Here is an 18987-nt window from a genome sequence, read left to right as displayed (position 1 = left end):
CATCTGGACTCAAATCCAATCTGGAACATGATCACAGCCTATCAATTGTTCATAATCAAGACGTGGACGAATAACCGCATAATGGGTATCCCTCACAAGAACTTCTGGCACCAAAAGTCTGCTATTATAAGTGCTTGCCATCACCGCGCCGTAAGCACCAGCCCCCGTAATCGCTAAAAGATCGCCTGCTGCCAAGGTTGGCACAGAACGATCTAACGCTAAATAATCACCAGTTTCACAAACAGCACCAACAATATCTGCTTTCATAAGGGATACATCTTCTAATGTTTGTTTCACAACTAGCACATTTTGCCAAGCATCATAAAGTGTTGGGCGCATAAGATCATTCATTGCAGCATCCACAATAACAAAATTCCGCCCTTGCCCTTTTTTTAAATAGAGAACAGATGCCACCAACACACCAGCTTCGCCAACAATACTGCGTCCAGGCTCTACAATAATATGCACCCCTAAAGGCGCAATATACTTTTTTACCAGTGCAGCATAATCAGGAAGAGACGGTACTGAATGATGTTCATTCCCATAGGCAATACCAAGCCCGCCCCCAATATCGACATGGGTCAGTGCATAACCATGATCCCCTAACTGACGCACAAAATCTGCAACGATACGAAATGCCTCGTCAAAGGGTTTTAAATCACAGATCTGACTACCAATATGCATATCCACACCACACACCTGAATGCCTGGTAAATGAGCTGCTTTTTTATATACGTCCCACGCTAATGACAGTGGAATACCAAATTTATTTTCAGATTTCCCCGTTGTAATTTTTTTATGGGTTTTCGCATCTACATCTGGATTAATGCGCAATGAAACACGTGCTGTTTTTGAAAGCACAACAGCACGTGCCGAAAGTTGTTCAAGTTCAGGCTCTGATTCAACGTTAAAACAATAAATATCCTGCGCAAGAGCAAAATCTATTTCCCTTACCGTTTTACCAACACCAGAATAAACAATACGATGAGCGGGAATTCCAGCAGCAAGTGCACGTCGCAATTCACCTTCTGAAACCACATCAGCTCCCGCTCCATTTGCTGCTAAAAGCCGTAACACCGCCTGATTAGAATTAGCCTTAACGGCATAAGCAATCAAGCTAGGCATATCCCGAAAAGCGTTTTGATAGTCTTTAAAATTTGTCACCACTGCACTGGCTGAATAACAATAAAAAGGCGTTCCCACATCCTGCGCCAATGCGGAAAGAGAAAGACCTTCAGCATGCAGGACACCCTGATGATAAGAAAAAAAACGCATAAAAACCTCTACTGTATCAATCGGTCAAGAATAAAAGGTTTATCTAATTTGTTTTTGGAAGAAAATGTTTCTTGCGTCGTTTTCTCTATCATTGAAGAAGGCAATTCTAAAGCACCTTTCCGTCCGCATCCAACAACAAAAATACTCCCCAAAAGGACAATCATCAAACTCTTTACAATACTCTTCATATGCCCTTTTTCCTCATATTGATCTCTTTCTTTATTTTTTGGTTAAAAATAAAACCATTCAAGTGGTGACAAGACGTTTCTGTGACAAGACGTTTCTTCAACGAAACCAATGTGACAAAAGTTTTGTGAATACACTATAGGTAAACACTCTGCTACACAATCAATCAATTTTTTCAACAAGCTCCCCAAATATTCATGAGATTTTTTTGGCTTTTATGAAAAAATAAATAGAACCGTTTTTATATTTTGATAAACAATTTTAAAATCACGGGAATTTTTTTATAATCAAATTCTGAAATGTTTTTCATTTACGCTATCATCACCGCATCAGAAAATAAACCTTCAATATTTTATCAATAAAGTCTCTGGTCAAAATCAACTAAAGCTTCCTCTTTTATAATTGCATTGCTACTCTGCACTTACCATCTCATATTTGATTTTTCAATTTTCTATCCGTTATCTTTTAAAACTCTCCATGAAAAGGACAAAAGTGATGATTTCTCAAAATACCACCAGTCTTAAAAAGAAGAAGAGCAAAATACGAATCCTCATCGCATGCTTTTTTGTTGTGGTCATCTTATTTTGTATAGGCTTATACGTAACAAAAAAACCTCATGAAAAGACAGGGTCTTTTTTTGCTAACTTCATTTCAAGAGAAAATGTTGAAAAAATACAAGAAGAAAAAATGGTAGCGATAAAAAAATCAGCGAAAGGCTTTTTTGCCCACTTGCGCTTTGCTGATACGCCCACAGACATGAACCAACTTTCTTTTAAGGATCTAGAAGGAAAAAACCATCAACTCAGCGAATTTACAGGAAAACCAATGCTCATTAATCTATGGGCTATTTGGTGCCTCCCCTGCCGCACAGAAATGCCAGAATTGGCACAATTAAAACGTGAATTGGGTGGAGAAAATTTTGATGTCATGGCTATTAATATCGATCAAACTGCTTCTCCTGAAAAAATTCAGCAATTTTTACAAAATGTTGGTGCTGATAATTTGCTTTACTATCGTGATGAAACAATGGCTATTTTCAACAACGTGAGAAAACAAGGACTTGCTTTAGGATTGCCTATAACATTTCTGATCGATAAAAAGGGGCATTTGATTGCTTCATTTAATGGTGCAGCCCCATGGGCTGATGACGATGCCAAAACACTTATAAAAGCTTTCATAAGAGAAGCACAATAAACCTAATAAACAGACCTTTTTAAGCGTTGTATCACTACATCCAGTGCCGACAGAAAATTAGAACGGTCTTTGCGACAAAAAGGCCTAGGACCACCCGTCACCTTACCCTGCCCTCGCAAATCTTCCATAAGATTGCGCATAGCCACAGCCTGACCGATGGAACTTGCATCGAAAATACGCCCTGTTGGTGAAAGACCAACACCACCCGCACGCACAACCCGTGCGGCTAAAGGGATATCACTGGTAATAACAATACTCGCCTCCTGCACATGTTCGACAATCCAATCATCGACAGAATCGAATTTTCCAGAAACGATCACTCTCTCAAGAAGCACTTCATCTGGAAGAGGGGAAAAAACGATTCGCGACAACAAATGTTTTAATCTGATAGCGCTTCATAACACGATAAATTTCAGTTTTTACAGGACAAGCATCTGCATCAACCAACAAAGTGATGGCAGTTTTTTTTCGTATATTGATCTGTTGGTTTTCACACAAAAACAGCTTCTTTCATTCATCTGAATGCTGCAAATGACTGCGATAAAACATTATCGCTGCGTTTATTTCGCCTCCAAAAATAAAAATAGCGCTTAAAATGTAAAGAAAAATAATGGCAACCATAATAGAGGCTAACCCCGCATAGGTAGAAATATAATCAAACATTGTCAAATACTGGGCAAAAGCAATGGAAGCCATAAACCACACAGACATTGTCACCACGATTCCAGGTAAAATATCTATAAATTTGCGTCGTTGAGCAGGGAGCCATTTATGAACAATCAAAAGACTTACAAATAAAACAACTGCAGCAATTATGTAACGCCAAAGACGAATGACACCAATATATTCAGTGATAAAAAGAGGATGATTTTGCACAATTTTGATAAGCAAAGGCGCTAGAATCAACAAAAAGCTGATCACAACAAGACCAAAAGCCCCAAGGATTACAAAAAACAAACTTTGAAAACGACAAAACAACAAACTACGTTGATCAACCACACGGTAAGCTTTATTCAAAGCCGTGCGCAAAGCCTCCACCCCATTAGAGGCAAAATAAGCTGCTCCAAGAACAGAAACAGTCAACACCCCCCCTCGTTGAATGGTTAAAACATTGACAATTTCTTGAGATAAAGGCTCTGCAATAACATCTGGCAATAATTGTAAAAGTGCTTTAATTTTTTGCGGCGTATATGTAAAAGCACCGATAAAACTAGCAAGAGATGTGCCAAAAATAAAAAAGGAAAAAATGCTAAAAGCCCTGAAAGGGCGACATGACTTGCAAAAGCACTGCCATTATCACGCCAATAATGGCTTACTGCATCAACAAAAATGCGATAACTATACCAAAAGATACGTCTTAACAAATCTTCATACTTTCTGGTAAAAACTCTTCTTCAATCTATCCAAGCTTTATAAAAATCATCAAGGATCCCGGCAATAAATGCCAATATAAAAGGCAATAATCCATACGGTCAAGCCTAACTTTATATTAAAAGAAAAGGGGACGAAACGGTAAATTTTGCGCAGCAAGAACAAAAGACAGTAAGATCATTACACGCTAACTGTTAATATTTTTGATAAAACAGAGGGATGCATCCATAAACCATGCTAAACAACATGGGGTTTTTACTGCAAACTTGAAGACATAACCTATGATGTCTTTCTTTAAACACATACAATTTACATGATTGACAGTTTTAAACAATTACCTCTTTTAAGAATGTAATCTAATATTTCCACAAAAGAGATAGATTTTGCGAAATATTGAGAAATTGACTGTTTAAGATTTCACTATTTTTTTAGCAAAAACCGTACCATTCTTCAAATTTGCCATTTAATGGAATTAACACTCTAATTATTAAGATATGCTCTTTAAACACATGTAATTTATTGTAATCGATAATTTTAAAAGATAAGGTCTTAACAGTGATTATGGAGATTAATAAAAACCTATTATGAACTGTTATGATGATAGCTGCTTTGCAGCTCCTCTGAATGCTTATATGCATCACAATATTTGCATCATAATTTGTTTTTTATGCGCTGTTCATAGATAGCAATTTTTTATAAAAAATGCCCCCTTATAAACATGCATTAAAGTATGAATTCGTTAAGAGGATTCAAACACAATAAAACACTATTTAATTTATGACTTCTTGCAAAAATAAGGCAATATTTTTTTGGTATGAATAAAATTGCATTATCACTTATTTTTTGAAAACTAGAATTTTATAACCACGATACTTTCTTACCGAAGTAGGAAATAAAAATGGATAATAAAAATCATAATTTTACATCTTATGAAATCGAAAGCTTTTTCATAATATCAAGAATAATTTCTCTCAACGCATGGAATATAGATTCTCACGCTGCAATCTATCACATTTTTTATAATAGAACGCAAACCACAGACAATACCACACCCCTGTTCAGCCAACCCTGTTAATTTTAAAGAACATATCTTCACCAGAATCTCCCAAAGCTTTTAAAGATCTCTCACCGCATTTTTCACCGCCATCCATGAATCGTTCGCACTCCCCACCACCGAACTTTCCCATGCTCGTGCTTATAAAGCTAAAGATAGCGGGATCATTATATTTACCAGCTTTACCAGCGCTTAACGTTGTGACTGCTTTATACTCAAACGATTCATCACCTGCATACCAATCCGCTTCTCATCCACCTTTTTGATGATTGAATGAATTTTGCTGAACGTGCATGAAACAGGTATATATTGCAATATCAAAGTGCTTTTTTCAACAAAAAATTATTTATTTATCATTATAAATCAATTGTTTGTCTCTAAAGCACCTTATGTGCTAGAGCACCAAGTATAATCATTTGACATATGACACGGATAAAATCTTTCAATCATAGCCATCTGTCTTCGAGCCATTGCCCACACCGAAGTAATTTCCCATTTTTTTCATCACAATCATTGACTGAAAATGAAAAAACAGAAAATTTCTTATAGTTTCTAGAAAAACTAACAAAGTTTAATAAAAAAAATCCCTTGTTTTTAGGTGCTTCCTTTAAAAACACTTTGACGCCCAAAATCAGGAGCATCAATTTCCTGCCCTGCATCAATAATATTACGGCGAACAGCACGTGTACGCGTAAAAAAATGAAACAGTGTATCCCCATCTCCCATACGAATTGCCCGTTCTAAAAAAGAAAGTCCTTCGCTAAAACGGCTCAACATTTCTAAAATAGCATCCTTATTATGCAAACAAATATCGCGCCACATAACGGGATCAGAAGCAGCCAAACGGGTAAAATCACGAAAACCTGAAGCGGAATAAGCAATGACTTCTGAATTTGTTACCTTTTCTAAATCACTCGCTGTTCCAACAGTATTATAAGCAATCAAATGCGGCAAATGAGAAACAATAGCCAAAACAAGGTCATGATGTTTAGCATCCATCTTCTCAACACGCGCACCACAAGCCTCCCAAAAAGCCGTCAACTGCGCTACAGCCGCAGGATCACTTTCAGCCAAAGGCGTTAAAATACACCAACGATTCATAAACAAATCAGCAAAACCAGCATCTGGTCCTGAATATTCTGTTCCAGCAATCGGATGACCAGGAATAAAATGAACTGTTTTGGGCAATAAAGGTGCCATTTCTGCAATAACCAACGCCTTTGTAGAACCAACATCACTCACAATCGCTCCAGGTTTTAAATGATCATGAAGTGATTTTGCTACTTGCGCACTAGCCCCTACAGGAACAGAAAGAATAACCAAATCCGCTCCCTCAACAGCTTTTGCATTATCCGTGGTATAAAAATCCCCAAGTTGCAATTCGCGTGCTCTTCTCAGCGTTTCTTGCCGACGCGTTGCAATAGAAATATGAGCCGCAAGATTCTTCTTTCGAATGACTCTTGCTAAAGAAGACCCAATCAGACCGATTCCAATGAGTGCTATTTTTTCAAACTGAATATCGAGCATTTTTCACCTTTAAAAACCCTTTGAAAACGGCAATAAAACCACAATTGGTCTCTTATTTATTCAAAAGTGATGTATCAAACATTTAAAAAACTACAACTGAAAAAAGAAAATGAAGAATAAAGTCACGCGTCCCCCTATCATCATCTGCGCAAGCTCCTAAAAGATTCCTTTTATCTGGAAAATTCCCCCAACAAATGGGTGATAAAACGCAATATCAAGCTCTAAAATTTTTTAATTTATTGCTTAAAAGCATGCGTTACTCCATAAAATACAAATGCCTCTCATCCATTTTCAATCAATAATAACAACTTCTCCGCAAAAAATATCACCAGTTTCATTCCCCAAAATTCTCTAAAGTAGTAAGCAAATACTAAGTTTTCTCCTCAAAAGTTTGGCTATATCGCCTAAAAATCCTAAGATAGCGATCAATACAACTTTTTTACATGCTGGAAATTTCTTTAAGCGACTCGTGTAAAAAGATATCGTGTTTCTAAAAACATTCTCTCTTCGCCATAACACCATAAATCAAGCAAATATGAAGAAAATTGGCTTTTCCACAACCAGGCTCAATATTTTAAGCAGCCATTCGGCGCCGTGCAACAATTGCTAATCCCAACAAAGTTTGACGAATAATAGCCTCACCCAAAAGCGGATTTTTACGACTCTCTAAAACAGCATGTTGGATTCGTTCCATGGCATAAGAAATTTGTTCTCTCCCCCAATAGCCCAAAGCACGCTCAATAGTTTTTTTCCGCTGAAAAAAAATCGGCGGTTGCGCCTGAGAAATCGCCGTAAACATACTTTTACCCTCAACATCTATTTGATAACGCAGAAGCTGTAATTGCTGAAAATGCCTTTGCGCAGTACTTAAAATAAAAAAAAGGGTGCTTTGCAATGTCGCATTTCGACTAAAATGCGCTTCAAAACCTACCACATCTCCTAGTAAAACAGCATCGATCACCTCATCTTGAGAAAGCGCACTCACATCGCTTACTACAGCTTTCACATCCTCAAGAGCAATATGTTGTTTCTCCAAGGTATAAAGACAGAGCTTTTCCAATTCACCACGCGAAACAAGATGATCCCCTCCCAAATGATGAAGCAACCACTTACGGGCATCCAAAGAAACGGTCATCTTAAAATGACCCAAGACTTCATCAATTAATGTATCGAGAGCACGAATATCATCCGCAAAACAAGGCAAAGCCATGGCTATGGATGCCGTTTCAATAATATTCCGCAGCCCTGTTCCTTTCTTGAGGTCCCCTGCCTCAATGAGAATAAAACTTTTCTCTGGTGGTTCTTGAATTAGAATCTTAAGCGCAGCAAGGAAGTTTTTTTGATTAGCGCCGTTAGACACCCATATCAAACGATCACCCCCCAAAAGCGATAAAGTACGTGCCTCATCTACCAATCGAGCAGGATCTTTATCAATTTCAGCCGCATCCAGACGGACACTGGAAAAAGGATCTTCCACAGCTATCCGCGTGAGCTTAATAAAATGTTGCACACGCTCGCAAACAAGACCACGATCTGGTCCGTAAATAAGAACAATAGGAAAAGAACGCGACAAGCGCTTTAGAAAATGATCAACTTCATGCGCTTTTTTCTGAACCAAAATATTAACCTATTAACAGTTCATCATCATCAAGAGCTTCCCCACGCACTTTCTGAAACATACCAATTAAATCGTTGACATTCAAACCCTTACGCTCTTCCTGACACACATCCAAAATCACTTTTCCACCATGCAACATCAATGTGCGATCTCCATAATCAAGAGCCTGACGCATAGAATGTGTCACCATAATAGTTGTTAATTTTTTCTCTTCAACGATTTTTTCAGTTAAACGCATCACAAAATCAGCCATTCCTGGATCTAATGCTGAAGTATGCTCATCAAGCAATAAAACATCTGCATGTGCTAAAGTAGCCATCACAAGACACACTGCTTGGCGTTGTCCACCAGACAAACTGTCCATAGGATTATGGATATATGCTTCAAGACCGATGCCTAATTGAGCGATTTCATCTCGGAAGAATTGCCGTTTTTGGTGATTTAAAGCTGAACGCAAACTACGACGGCTCCCGCGAAGCGCAGCCAGAGCTAAATTTTCTTCAATTGTTAAAGAACCACAGCTTCCCACCAATGAATCTTGAAAAACACAAGCAACCCTTCCAGCTCTCTCACTAACTGATTGCCTAGAAACATTTTGTCCGTTAATGATCACTTTTCCTTCCGTAGGAAGAATTGTGCCCGCCAAAACACTCAGCAAAGTTGATTTACCAGCACCATTTGATCCAATAACAGTAACAAAACTCCCCCGATCAATTTTGAGGTTAATATCAATTAAGGCTTGTTTTTCCAATGGCGTTTGCGGTTTAAAAGTGACACCTACATGAGAAAATTCAATCATGTTTACGCCTCCCCCAATAGCGTGGTATGACAAGAGCAGCAACGACTAAAAGCGCAGTAATCAACTGAAGATCCGTCGACGTATCAATGCCAATCCCGTTTGCCTCAAACGCAAATTGCACTGCAACACGATAAAGGATAGATCCAACAATACAGCTTACAATAACCCAAAAAATATTGCGCGTACGAAAGAGAGTTTCCCCAATAATAACGGCCGCTAAACCGAAAACAATCGTCCCGGCTCCACCAGTAATATCGGTAGCAATAGCCGTTTGAATATAAAGAGAGCCCCCAAGCGCAACACAAGCATTAGAAAGCCCCATACCAAAATAAATCAATGCTGAAGTGTGAACTCCTTGCGCGGTAGCCATCCGTGGATTAGCTCCCATTGCGCGCATAGCAAGACCTATTTCACTTTCCAAAAAGCGCCAGATCAAAAATGCTACCACCAGTAAGACAGCACCAACGAAAAGAGGACGCACAAAAATATCAGGAACGCCAAACAGATTATACAAGGGTGTTAAAGCCGTGTCAGCAAGTGCCAAATTAATATTAGACCCTCCCATAATCCCCATCACACGAAGATTAATTGTATAAAGCGCCGACATTGTCAAAATAGAAGCCAAAAGATTCAAAATGCCAAAACGCAAATTCAGCAAAGCTGTTAATAGACCTGCCACCATACCGGCAAAAAAAGCGCATGCCATAGCAATCCATGCATTAAACCCTAAAAGAATCAAAACGCCACAAACACAGGATCCAAGAAGAAACGAACCATCGACCGTTAAATCAGGAAAATCTAAGACGCGAAAGGAGAGATAAACCCCTATAGCAACAAATGCATAAATAAGACCTAACTCCACAGCGCCAGAAAACGCAAATATACTCATTCAAGATCATCCCCATAAAAATCCAACGCAGATTTATCGTATCAACATCATATCCATGAAAGACTATTGAAGAATCTTTGTTGCGCGTTCTATAACTGTCTGTGGAATAACGATATCAAGCTTTTGTACTGCTTTCATATCAATTCTAATATCATTATTAGCAACTTGCACAACATCAATATCACCAGGCTTTTCACCTTTTAGAATACGCACAACCAGTTTCCCCGCTTCAACCCCTACATCATAGAAATTTACGCCCTGTGTCATAAAAGGACCGCGACCAATAGCATTAAAATCGACAGTAAATACAGGCACATTTGCTTCTTGTGTCACCTTTATTGCACCCTCTAAAACAGAAAGAACCGTATTATCAGCAGGAATAAAAATGACATCCACTTTACCAACTAAAGCCCGTGTTGCCGCTTGAACATCAGAAGGCTTAGGCGCAGATGAAGGAATAATCTCAAGTCCAGCTTTACTTGCAACATCCTTTAACGTCTTCAATGTTGAAACAGAATTGGCTTCAGAGGCATTATAAAGATAACCAATTTTTTTCAAATCTGGCTTTACTTCCTGCAAAAGCTTAACACTTCCTGCCACATCGATACGATCAGAACTTCCTGTGATATTGCCGCCAGGTTTGGTAAGAGAAGAGACTATTTTAGCTCCAATAGGATCAGAAATTGCAGCAAAAACAATGGGAATTGTTTTTGTTGCCGCAAGCATTGTTTGGGCCGAAGGTGTAGTAATTGCTACGATAACATCGGGCTTATCACCAACAAATTTACGTGCAATTTGCGTTGCTGTAGAAATATTACCCTGTGCAGATAAAAAAGTGAGCTCGAAATTTTCACCCTGTTTATAACCATTTTCTACCAGGGCATCCAAAACCCCTTTACGGACAGCATCAGCAGCAGGATGTACCATAATTTGTGTAACTGCAACTTTAACGTGTCTAATGTGATCACCTGCTTTTGCAAAACTATTCATGATAAAAACAGCTGCAACTATGGCCCATAATATGTTGATTTTTTTTGACATTCCACTCCGCCCCTCTTTTGCAACAATTAAAGAGCGGTTATTCTATTGAAGAGTACCTTCAAAATCAATCTTTATTTTTACCTCTGCAAAATTCGTAAAATAAATTGAATTGAAATGTTATTTTTTTGTTGCAATTCGTTAAAGCCTAAGCCATACAGACAGCATCTGAAGCAAATATGTTTCGAATCAGTGAGCGGGTGTAGCTCAGGGGTAGAGCACAACCTTGCCAAGGTTGGGGTCGTGGGTTCGAATCCCATCGCCCGCTCCATGTATTGTATAATAACTCCGTAGTATAATGACTATTTTATTGTAGCTTGCCGCTAGGTTTTGTCTATCTTAGCACCTAGTTTTGTACCAATTTATTTTGTTTCACATGATTTTTAAGGGGTTCTCAAAGGGTCTTCAAAGACCTTTCAAAGGTCATTTAAACCCCTTAACGAGTCTTTTCTTCTTCTCTGAAAAGACCAAAATTAGTGATAATATGCTCCCTCAACGAGGATCGCATTATGTAAGACGTTATACGAATAAACTGCTCTTACCTCTCTTTCAAATTGGCTGAAATTTTTTATCTCTCTATCTTTAGTATATCTTACACACGATAAGTATTTTTTATTGATCTTCATCCCTAAAGTTTCAAACTCAGGCAAACACAGTGTTTGTCTTTTAAGCTTTACAGTAAATTCTTTGACGGCATTGATGGACAACCAGCATAACATCTGCAGCAGCAAAAGCTTGTAAAAACGGCTCCGTTTATACATCAAAAAAACACGCATTTCAATCATGCATACAAACCGCCCACTGCACTTTATAGTATATTGATAATTTTTCCTCTTTAGTGCTTAATCACTTTAAGTCTTCTATAATTTCTTCTGCCTCCTCATATAAGATTGTTTTTTTGTGCACTAACTCTCTCAAACTCTGTCTTGCACAGTTGCAACGCGAACTGGTACGCCACCTTCGTAGCTATGCTAACTTCGACCTTTCTCACACATTCTTGCCAAACCTCGTACAAGCCAACCTGCAGCGATACTGTAGAAAAATCTTAACCAACTTTGATACGAGTCTCTTCATAACAAGTCTTTACCTTCCAAAAGAATAGACAAAAATCCCCAACGCAATGCGCTATCTCCAAAAATCACCATTTTCGTTCATTCACATAACCCTTCATTGCTTCCAAGAGCTGTTTTGCTTATCTTCTAGTATGAAAACAACTCCCAATCATTTGGCGTTTTCTTTTTTTCTAACTCAACAAACTATAAAACCAACCCTATTTTTGCGCGCGTAACCAACAATCATTCTATCCATGATAAGGTAAAACCAAAAACATGAAAAACATATGAGGGCTTAGCTAAAAGGGCGAATCACTCAATGAATGCACAAGAAAATGCATAGGCAGACAAACAAACCCACAATGTACTATATTTGAACCCATGCCATTATATTACAGCTTCTAAAAATTATCTCCACGAAGCTGTACAATAATAATTCAGCGATACACACAGATAGTTTTTTGCAAGACCTCCAGTTGATGCGGATGAGAAAAAAGCGTGCAGCAATAATAAGCTCTTGCAACTCTAGTAAATGACACAAGTGGACAAGTATCCTCGTGTTGCCTACTACTAAAGAACAAGATTGCTCAACTTTTTATCCTATCATCTCTCTCACTTTTCTGGTTTAGAAATTCACGCATTTCATCAGCAAACCGCTCACAACGCTCCCGCACCTCTTCACTTATGACTTTCCATGTACGCCCCTCATCCTCCGATGCAAAATCTTGCTTAGCCGAAGCAACTTGACATTGCAGCGGATAACCATAAAGCATGCGCACTACCGGCAATAAATGCTCACACGGTTGCGCACATCTTTTAGCTGTACTACCATGAGAAATAAGCCCTATCGGTTTTCTTAAAAAGGCATCATAAGTTAAATAATCAAGAGCATTTTTTAAAACACCCGAATAAGACCCTTGATAAAGGGGGCTTGCAAGAATAACACCATCAACCGCCGCGATTGTTTTAATAAACTGACGTACCACAAAGCTTGGATTATCCTCTACATGATTATGATAATCTGGATCAACAATCGGCAAGGGCTGTTCACGTAAATCAACCCAATCAAGCGATAGACCCTGCATCAAAAGGCAATCAGCCAAGCCAATAGGCTAAAAGTTCTTGTTAATGATGGTTGACGTACACACCCCAAAATAATCGCAATATTCACTAGGATTTCCCTTTATATTTTTCCCGACACATTTTACTCAATGACTGATAAAAAATGCCCTCCCTCATAACAGTAATTGTTGAGGGCAGAGCATGGTCTAAAAGTCAATCGACATTACCGTTGACGAAACAGAAATGAAAAACTTGGAAGGAAAATGAGAATAATAGTTCTTCTCATCAATTCTAAAGTTCCAGACTAAAAAAGAGCGACTGTCTTTATCGTCTATAATTAAAGAGAGATATCTCTCTCACCAACCAATGATCATAGAAATCTTTTTTTCATATTTGGCTATTTTTCAAGCACGTTAAACTCTTTATTTGAATTTTCCTCCAAGGCTTTTTAAAAGTGTTTCCTGAGTTTTCAAAGACTCTTTAAAAACCTTCTTTCATTTTTATACCAAATCCTGATATTTGTGATTGTTACTCTCTTTTCGATTTTTAGATATTAAAATCTATTTTGGTAAAATATTAAACGGTAAAAAGTAGTCATCAAAATAAGAAATGATCACCTTTCTTCCCTCAGCCCCCCTTTTCCATTTAATAAAAAACAACCTTTCAAACGACACTTTTTTTGATTCGTTTTGTATACCCACGGAAAGTATAATAATGAAACATGCAGCGTAGCAGAAAATTTTTGCTTTACAATCATTTGTTTTATACATTCTTCCATAATTCATAAAAATGGTGAAGGGGACCATGTCCTTTCCCTACTTGTAAAACGTTTGAGATAGATAAAGCTCCATTTAAATAGTCTTTTGCTTGTTTAACCGCATCAACCAAAGGCTTGGTAGGCAACAAAGCTGCAATCGCAGCTGAGATAGTGCAACCTGTACCATGATCATGAGTGGTTATAAAACGAGGGGCTTCAAGTAGGGCAAGGTCTTCACAATCACAATAAAGATCTGGACTAGAACAATCGTAATTTACCTCATTTGTACGAGCAAGAACGTTCAAATGCCCCCCCTTTAACAGAACTGCATGACACCCTAGAGCTAGAAGCTGTGGACCATATTGGTACAGAGCATCTAAAGACCATTCCACCTCACATCCCAACAACAAAGATGCTTCAGGTAAATTTGGCGTAATCAAAGTTGACATCGGCACAAGAACATCACGCATAATTTCAATCGCATCAGGCTTTAAAAGGACATCACCACTTTTTGCCACCATAACGGGATCAAAAACGATGAAACGCGCTTTATGATAAGCAAGACGCTCTGCAATAGTCTGTGCAATCTGAGCATTTGCCACCATACCAATTTTAACAGCATCAACATGAATATCTTCAAAAACCGCATCAATTTGATCAGCAACAAAAGACGCATCCAATGCCTGAAAAGCACGTACACCTTGAGTATTTTGTGCAACCACAGCGGTAACCACACTCATTCCATAGGTTTTCATGGCTGAAAAAACTTTCAAATCGGCTTGCATCCCAGCACCACCAGAAGGATCCGTTCCCGCAATAGATAAAATTCGTGGAATAAAAAGAGTGTCTTGGCTAACCTGCAATGTCATCAGCCTTTTTCCTTATGTTTTTAAATATTAAAAAAAGAAGTATCCCCAAGTTAGATGTCTGAAAAAACATAAAAGAGAGGTGTTTTCCAACGTCAAAGTAAGTTATATAAACAGTCTTCTTGTAAATATAAAATGGAAAATTTAGTGCTGATCCTTCGTTCTCTTCTTTTTACCTTCGCTTTTTATACAACAACTTTCATCCAAATGATTCTCTATGCTCCCATCTATTTTTTAATGCCACGCAAAAAAGCGTGGATTGTCCCTAAAACATGGGCGCGTGTCACTCTCTTTTTGCAAAAATACATTGCAGGCACAAATTACGAAATTGAAGGATTAGAAAATCTTCCCAAAGGCGCCTACATCATCGCTCCAAAGCATCAATCTGCGTGGGAAACCTTTAGCCTTGTCCCCTATTTTGATGACCCCGCTCTGATTTTAAAACGTGAACTAACGTGGATTCCATTTTTTGGCTGGTACATGGCAAAAACACAAATTATCCCCATTAACCGAACAACACCCATTAAGTCCTTGAAAATTATCATACAAAAAGCCAAAGAAAAAGCAAAACAAGGGCGTCAAATTCTGATTTTTCCCGAAGGAACACGCCGACAGCCAGGTCAAGAACCAGATTATAAATCGGGAATTGTTGCTCTTTATAATGAGTTGAAACTTCAAGTTGTCCCCATTGCGCACAATGCCGGCTTATATTGGCCACGTGGCAATTTTCGCCGCTATCCTGGAACAATCCGTGTCCGCATTCTTCCCCCCATAGATGCTGGTTTAAGTAAACGTGATTTTCTAGACCAACTCATCCAAAAAATAGAAAAAGCCTGTGATGAATTGCTTTTATTAGCAGCACAAGACCAGAACGCTCCACCTCTGCCACCTTGTGCTCTTAAAAAGCTTCAAAAACTGAAGGACTGTAAAGAATCCATTGATTCATAAAGATAATCTATAAACTTGTCTTTTAAATGGAGAGTATAAAATACAGGAAATTTTTCTCATTCTAAATTCTCTGATTCAAAATCAAAAAATGTGTGTTTGTACACCATAAAAGAAAATGATGGAGAAGCATTATTCAAAACAAAGACTCACATGCTTTTTATGAACTATTTTATTGTAAGAGCAGGTGTAATAATATGGGGAGGTAGAAAAAAGAATATAATAACAAGATTGATTTATAAAGATAATTTGTCGTTTTATATGTTGAATGATTGCCCTAAAAACAGTGAGATTCTCTCCTATCAAACTTTCTCATAGTGAATCAATCAAATGTTTGCACATCACAAGCGGGATTGGTATATAGATAAAAATTCTTCAAGAAAGGAATAAATGATTCTCAGCAACCGCCTTAATACAAGGACTGTTGCAACATAGTGGATTGACAAGATAGTATGTGGATTGACAAGATAGTATCGGCTTGCAACTAAGCATCAAGAGGGATGTACACGATGGCTTTTACAACACTATTCAAGGACACCGCTATATCGTTATATAATGCCAATGTCTCCTTTCACTAAAAGTAAAAATTGTAAAAAAAACAGCTCTTCCTTTCACCAAAACTACCAAGGAATGCGAGGAACAGAGTAAAGTGAGAATGTCTCTTTAAGCACAATCATGAATTGAGTGGAAAATAGCTTCTTGTTCTTTTGTAAGAGGCTTAATCTGCCTAAAATCAAAGAACACGAAAGACAAAAATGTATGCTTCTCAGCAATTACCGTGATTAAAAAGAGAGTAATCTTGATATTTTTGAAAGCCGGAAAGCCGCATTACAAGGAAATTGTAAAGATGAATACTCGTTTTACCCCCGAAGAAAAACAAATACGTCATTAACCATCTTTCCTCTCTGATTATGGACACAAAAGCATTGTGTGCTAAATTTAAAGTAATTCTAAATACTCACGAGTAATGAAAGAATTGGATTCACTTAATGCGGCGACTCCTTTATAAATTGTTTTTGGCTTTCGTTTTAAGTTTGACAAGCAGCTTGGCTGTAGCCCAGCCTTTTATTTCTGTCGATGTTGAAACGGGATGCATTCTAGAACACAATCAAGCCTTTGAGCGTTGGTATCCTGCTTCCTTAACGAAATTAATGACCGCTTATGTCATTTTTCGCGCCATGAGCCGAGGAGAAATTTCATCCAACAAACACGTCACCATCAGCGAATATGCAGCAAAAGCGCCCACATATCGTTCAGGTTATAAAGCTGGTTCTGTTCTCACACTTGATACAGCATTAAGCATCACCATGGTTAAATCCACCAATGATTTAGCCATTGCCATGAGTGAAGCGGTTGCTGGTTCACAGGAAGCCTTTGTGCAAAGAATGAACGCTGAAGCTCAACGCCTAGGCATGTTTGGGACCCATTTTGCCAATGCAAGTGGCTTACCAGACCCCAATAATTATTCCACAGCACGTGATATTGCTCTTTTAGCAGTTCAAATTCGCCGAGAATTTCCTCAATATTCCCATTATTTTTCTATTCCAGCCATTGATTTTGGTAACAAACGCAAAATCCAATCCAATTCAAATAACCTCATTGGTCGTTTTGATGGAATAGACGGTATGAAAACAGGCTTTATTTGTGCGTCTGGCTTTAATCTTGTTGCCTCAGCGACCCGCAATAAACGCACAATTATTGCTGTCATTTTAGGATCTAACAACATCAGTGAAAGAGAAAAAAAAGCTGCAAAACTGCTTGAAACAGGATTTTCGCGTCAAGGATCATTACACTTAACATTAGCAACACTCGAACCTTATGGCACTAAAATGACACAAGCAAGCGATATGAGACAACAAACATGCACGCCTGAAGCCGTAGAAATGAATGCAAATTCTTATGATGATCAAGGAAATATTATCCTCATCTCTCCTTTTATAGCGGCGCCACCTTCTTCTGTTCTTCCTTTACCAGTAAGACTTATTAGTGCACCACAGAAACCTAAAGTCAAAGGAAAATCGCTAAAAAATTTTTCTATGCCGAGTAAAAAACACGCAAATCGCCAGCTGACAAAGTCCGCAAAACACGCGCGATAATTTCCATGAAAACAAAGCGCATCCCTCTCACACTTATTACCGGTTTTCTAGGTTCTGGCAAAACGACTTTGCTCAACCGGATGCTACGCAATCCTCTTTTAACTGACAGCGCTGTTATCATCAATGAATTTGGTGACGTGAGTATTGATCACCTTTTGGTTGAAAAAACAACAGAAGGAATCATTGAACTCGCGAATGGTTGCTTATGTTGTAATTTACGCAGCAATCTCATTGATACATTAATCGATTTAATTAATCGCGTTCATACAGGACATCTCAAACAACTCAATCACATTCTCATTGAAACAACAGGAATGGCTGATCCAGCTCCTATTTTACAAGCTCTTCTAAACCACCCATTTTTAAGACAAACATTATCCATCGATGCTGTTCTTGCAACATTCGATACATTAAATACGCCTTCCATCCTTAAACACCACCCTGAAATACAAAAACAATTAGCGCTTGCTGACAAAATTATCCTTACAAAAACAGATCTTGCTACCCAAAAAACACTTTCAAATACGCTTCTTAGTACACTCAAAACGATTAATCCTATAGCACAAATTATCGATGTTCACTCTGACCATTTCTTTTCAACTGCACTCATAAATAAAACATTATGGGATGAAAAAATAGAAAATGCGCGGCTTAAACACTGCTGCTCCATTGTGCCAGACAATCATACCCACCAGTCGACTATTCATGCCTTTTCTCTGGACTGTGAAGAGCCGATTGATTACGCTACCCTCGATGCTTTTTTAGATCTCCTAAAAAACCTTTATGGCGCAAAATTATTACGGATAAAAGCAATTATCGCATTGCGTGATGATCCCCTACGTCCGCTTGTACTGCACAGTGTACAAACATTTTTTCACCCACCAATAAGACTTCCAGCGTGGCCAAAAGAAATCACACAAACCCGTTTTGTCATCATTGCCGATGGTGTCGAAAAAGAAGCGGTACAAAAACTCTTCAATGCTTTTTTAAATAAACCAGCAATAGATACCGCAGACAAAACCGCCATATTGGAGAACCCACTGCTTATTCCAGGAATCAAATTTTAATTTTCTCTCTAAACTTCAATGAAAGAAAATTTTTGGCCGATAGAGAGAGCAGATTTTCAAAGAGACTCTAAAACATCCTCATTTCCATATTTTAAGAGTTAAAATTTGAAAGCAAAGTGGAGAATTAGAATGTTCCATTTGGAAAGAACAAACAAATTACCTAGGTAAAATATTCTGCCAACTGTAAGGAT

General features: G+C 38.1%; 13 protein-coding genes, 1 tRNA gene and 2 pseudogenes. 5 read left to right on the top strand and 11 right to left on the bottom strand.

The annotated features are described in order from the left end of the window. Positions 1-9: 9 nt before the first annotated feature. The gene (gene lysA / locus BN200_RS03235) at positions 10-1275 is read right to left on the bottom strand and encodes a diaminopimelate decarboxylase (protein ID WP_019221013.1); all 1266 of its coding nucleotides are present in this window, start codon (positions 1273-1275) and stop codon (positions 10-12) included. Between the two features lie 8 nt (positions 1276-1283). Continuing rightward, the gene (gene lptM, locus BN200_RS03230) at positions 1284-1463 is read right to left on the bottom strand and encodes an LPS translocon maturation chaperone LptM (protein WP_034988681.1); all 180 of its coding nucleotides are present in this window, start codon (positions 1461-1463) and stop codon (positions 1284-1286) included. 493 nt (positions 1464-1956) lie between these two features. Here lptM and BN200_RS03225 point away from each other — a divergent pair, with 493 nt between their 5' ends. Beyond that, positions 1957-2655, top strand: a complete 699-nt coding sequence (locus BN200_RS03225; RefSeq protein WP_019221011.1) for a TlpA disulfide reductase family protein — start codon at positions 1957-1959, stop codon at positions 2653-2655. 2 nt (positions 2656-2657) lie between these two features. On the opposite strand, the pseudogene BN200_RS03220 reads toward BN200_RS03225, so the two are convergent. The 7 genes and pseudogenes from BN200_RS03220 to BN200_RS03190 all read right to left on the bottom strand — a co-directional run bounded on the left by BN200_RS03220 (position 2658) and on the right by BN200_RS03190 (position 10954). Further along, a pseudogene (locus BN200_RS03220) lies at positions 2658-3153 on the bottom strand (YaiI/YqxD family protein). A 12-nt stretch (positions 3154-3165) separates the two neighbouring features. Beyond that, positions 3166-4019: pseudogene (locus BN200_RS03215) on the bottom strand (YihY/virulence factor BrkB family protein). 1655 nt (positions 4020-5674) lie between these two features. Next, positions 5675-6607, bottom strand: a complete 933-nt coding sequence (locus tag BN200_RS03210) for a prephenate/arogenate dehydrogenase family protein (RefSeq protein WP_019221008.1) — start codon at positions 6605-6607, stop codon at positions 5675-5677. A gap of 574 nt (positions 6608-7181) precedes the next feature. Beyond that, positions 7182-8225, bottom strand: a complete 1044-nt coding sequence (gene holA / locus BN200_RS03205; RefSeq protein ID WP_019221007.1) for a DNA polymerase III subunit delta — start codon at positions 8223-8225, stop codon at positions 7182-7184. Between the two features lie 4 nt (positions 8226-8229). Further along, positions 8230-9024, bottom strand: coding sequence for an ABC transporter ATP-binding protein (locus BN200_RS03200; RefSeq protein WP_019221006.1), 795 nt, complete (start codon positions 9022-9024; stop codon positions 8230-8232). Then, positions 9017-9913 (bottom strand): ABC transporter permease, encoded by an 897-nt coding sequence (locus BN200_RS03195; protein ID WP_019221005.1) that lies wholly within the window; start codon positions 9911-9913, stop codon positions 9017-9019. Before BN200_RS03195 ends, BN200_RS03200 begins: the two co-directional genes overlap by 8 nt. A gap of 63 nt (positions 9914-9976) precedes the next feature. Next, positions 9977-10954 carry an ABC transporter substrate-binding protein gene (locus tag BN200_RS03190; protein WP_019221004.1) on the bottom strand — a complete coding sequence of 326 codons (978 nt, stop codon included), beginning with the start codon at positions 10952-10954 and terminating at the stop codon, positions 9977-9979. A gap of 193 nt (positions 10955-11147) precedes the next feature. Between BN200_RS03190 and BN200_RS03185 the strand changes: the two genes are divergently transcribed. Then, positions 11148-11222, top strand: a tRNA-Gly gene (locus BN200_RS03185). Between the two features lie 1368 nt (positions 11223-12590). Here the strand turns inward: BN200_RS03185 and BN200_RS03175 are convergent. Both BN200_RS03175 and thiD read right to left on the bottom strand, forming a co-directional pair. Further along, a complete protein-coding gene (locus BN200_RS03175) occupies positions 12591-13088 on the bottom strand; it encodes an NADPH-dependent FMN reductase (RefSeq protein ID WP_019221002.1) in 498 nt (165 codons plus the stop codon). Between the two features lie 739 nt (positions 13089-13827). Continuing rightward, a complete protein-coding gene (gene thiD / locus BN200_RS03165) occupies positions 13828-14691 on the bottom strand; it encodes a bifunctional hydroxymethylpyrimidine kinase/phosphomethylpyrimidine kinase (protein WP_019221000.1) in 864 nt (287 codons plus the stop codon). A 132-nt stretch (positions 14692-14823) separates the two neighbouring features. On the opposite strand from thiD, the gene BN200_RS03160 reads away from it, so the two are divergent. From BN200_RS03160 to BN200_RS03150, 3 genes are all read left to right on the top strand, one after another. Beyond that, positions 14824-15636 (top strand): lysophospholipid acyltransferase family protein, encoded by an 813-nt coding sequence (locus BN200_RS03160; RefSeq protein WP_195886750.1) that lies wholly within the window; start codon positions 14824-14826, stop codon positions 15634-15636. 986 nt (positions 15637-16622) lie between these two features. Then, positions 16623-17729: a D-alanyl-D-alanine carboxypeptidase family protein gene (locus tag BN200_RS03155; protein WP_019220998.1), complete on the top strand. Its 1107-nt coding sequence runs from the start codon at positions 16623-16625 to the stop codon at positions 17727-17729. A gap of 5 nt (positions 17730-17734) precedes the next feature. Then, positions 17735-18796 (top strand): CobW family GTP-binding protein, encoded by a 1062-nt coding sequence (locus BN200_RS03150; protein ID WP_019220997.1) that lies wholly within the window; start codon positions 17735-17737, stop codon positions 18794-18796. Positions 18797-18987: the final 191 nt, after the last annotated feature.

The sequence above is a fragment of the Bartonella senegalensis OS02 genome (genome assembly GCF_000312545.1).
Taxonomy (GTDB): domain Bacteria; phylum Pseudomonadota; class Alphaproteobacteria; order Rhizobiales; family Rhizobiaceae; genus Bartonella; species Bartonella senegalensis.
This window is presented reverse-complemented; position numbering and strand designations above follow the sequence as displayed.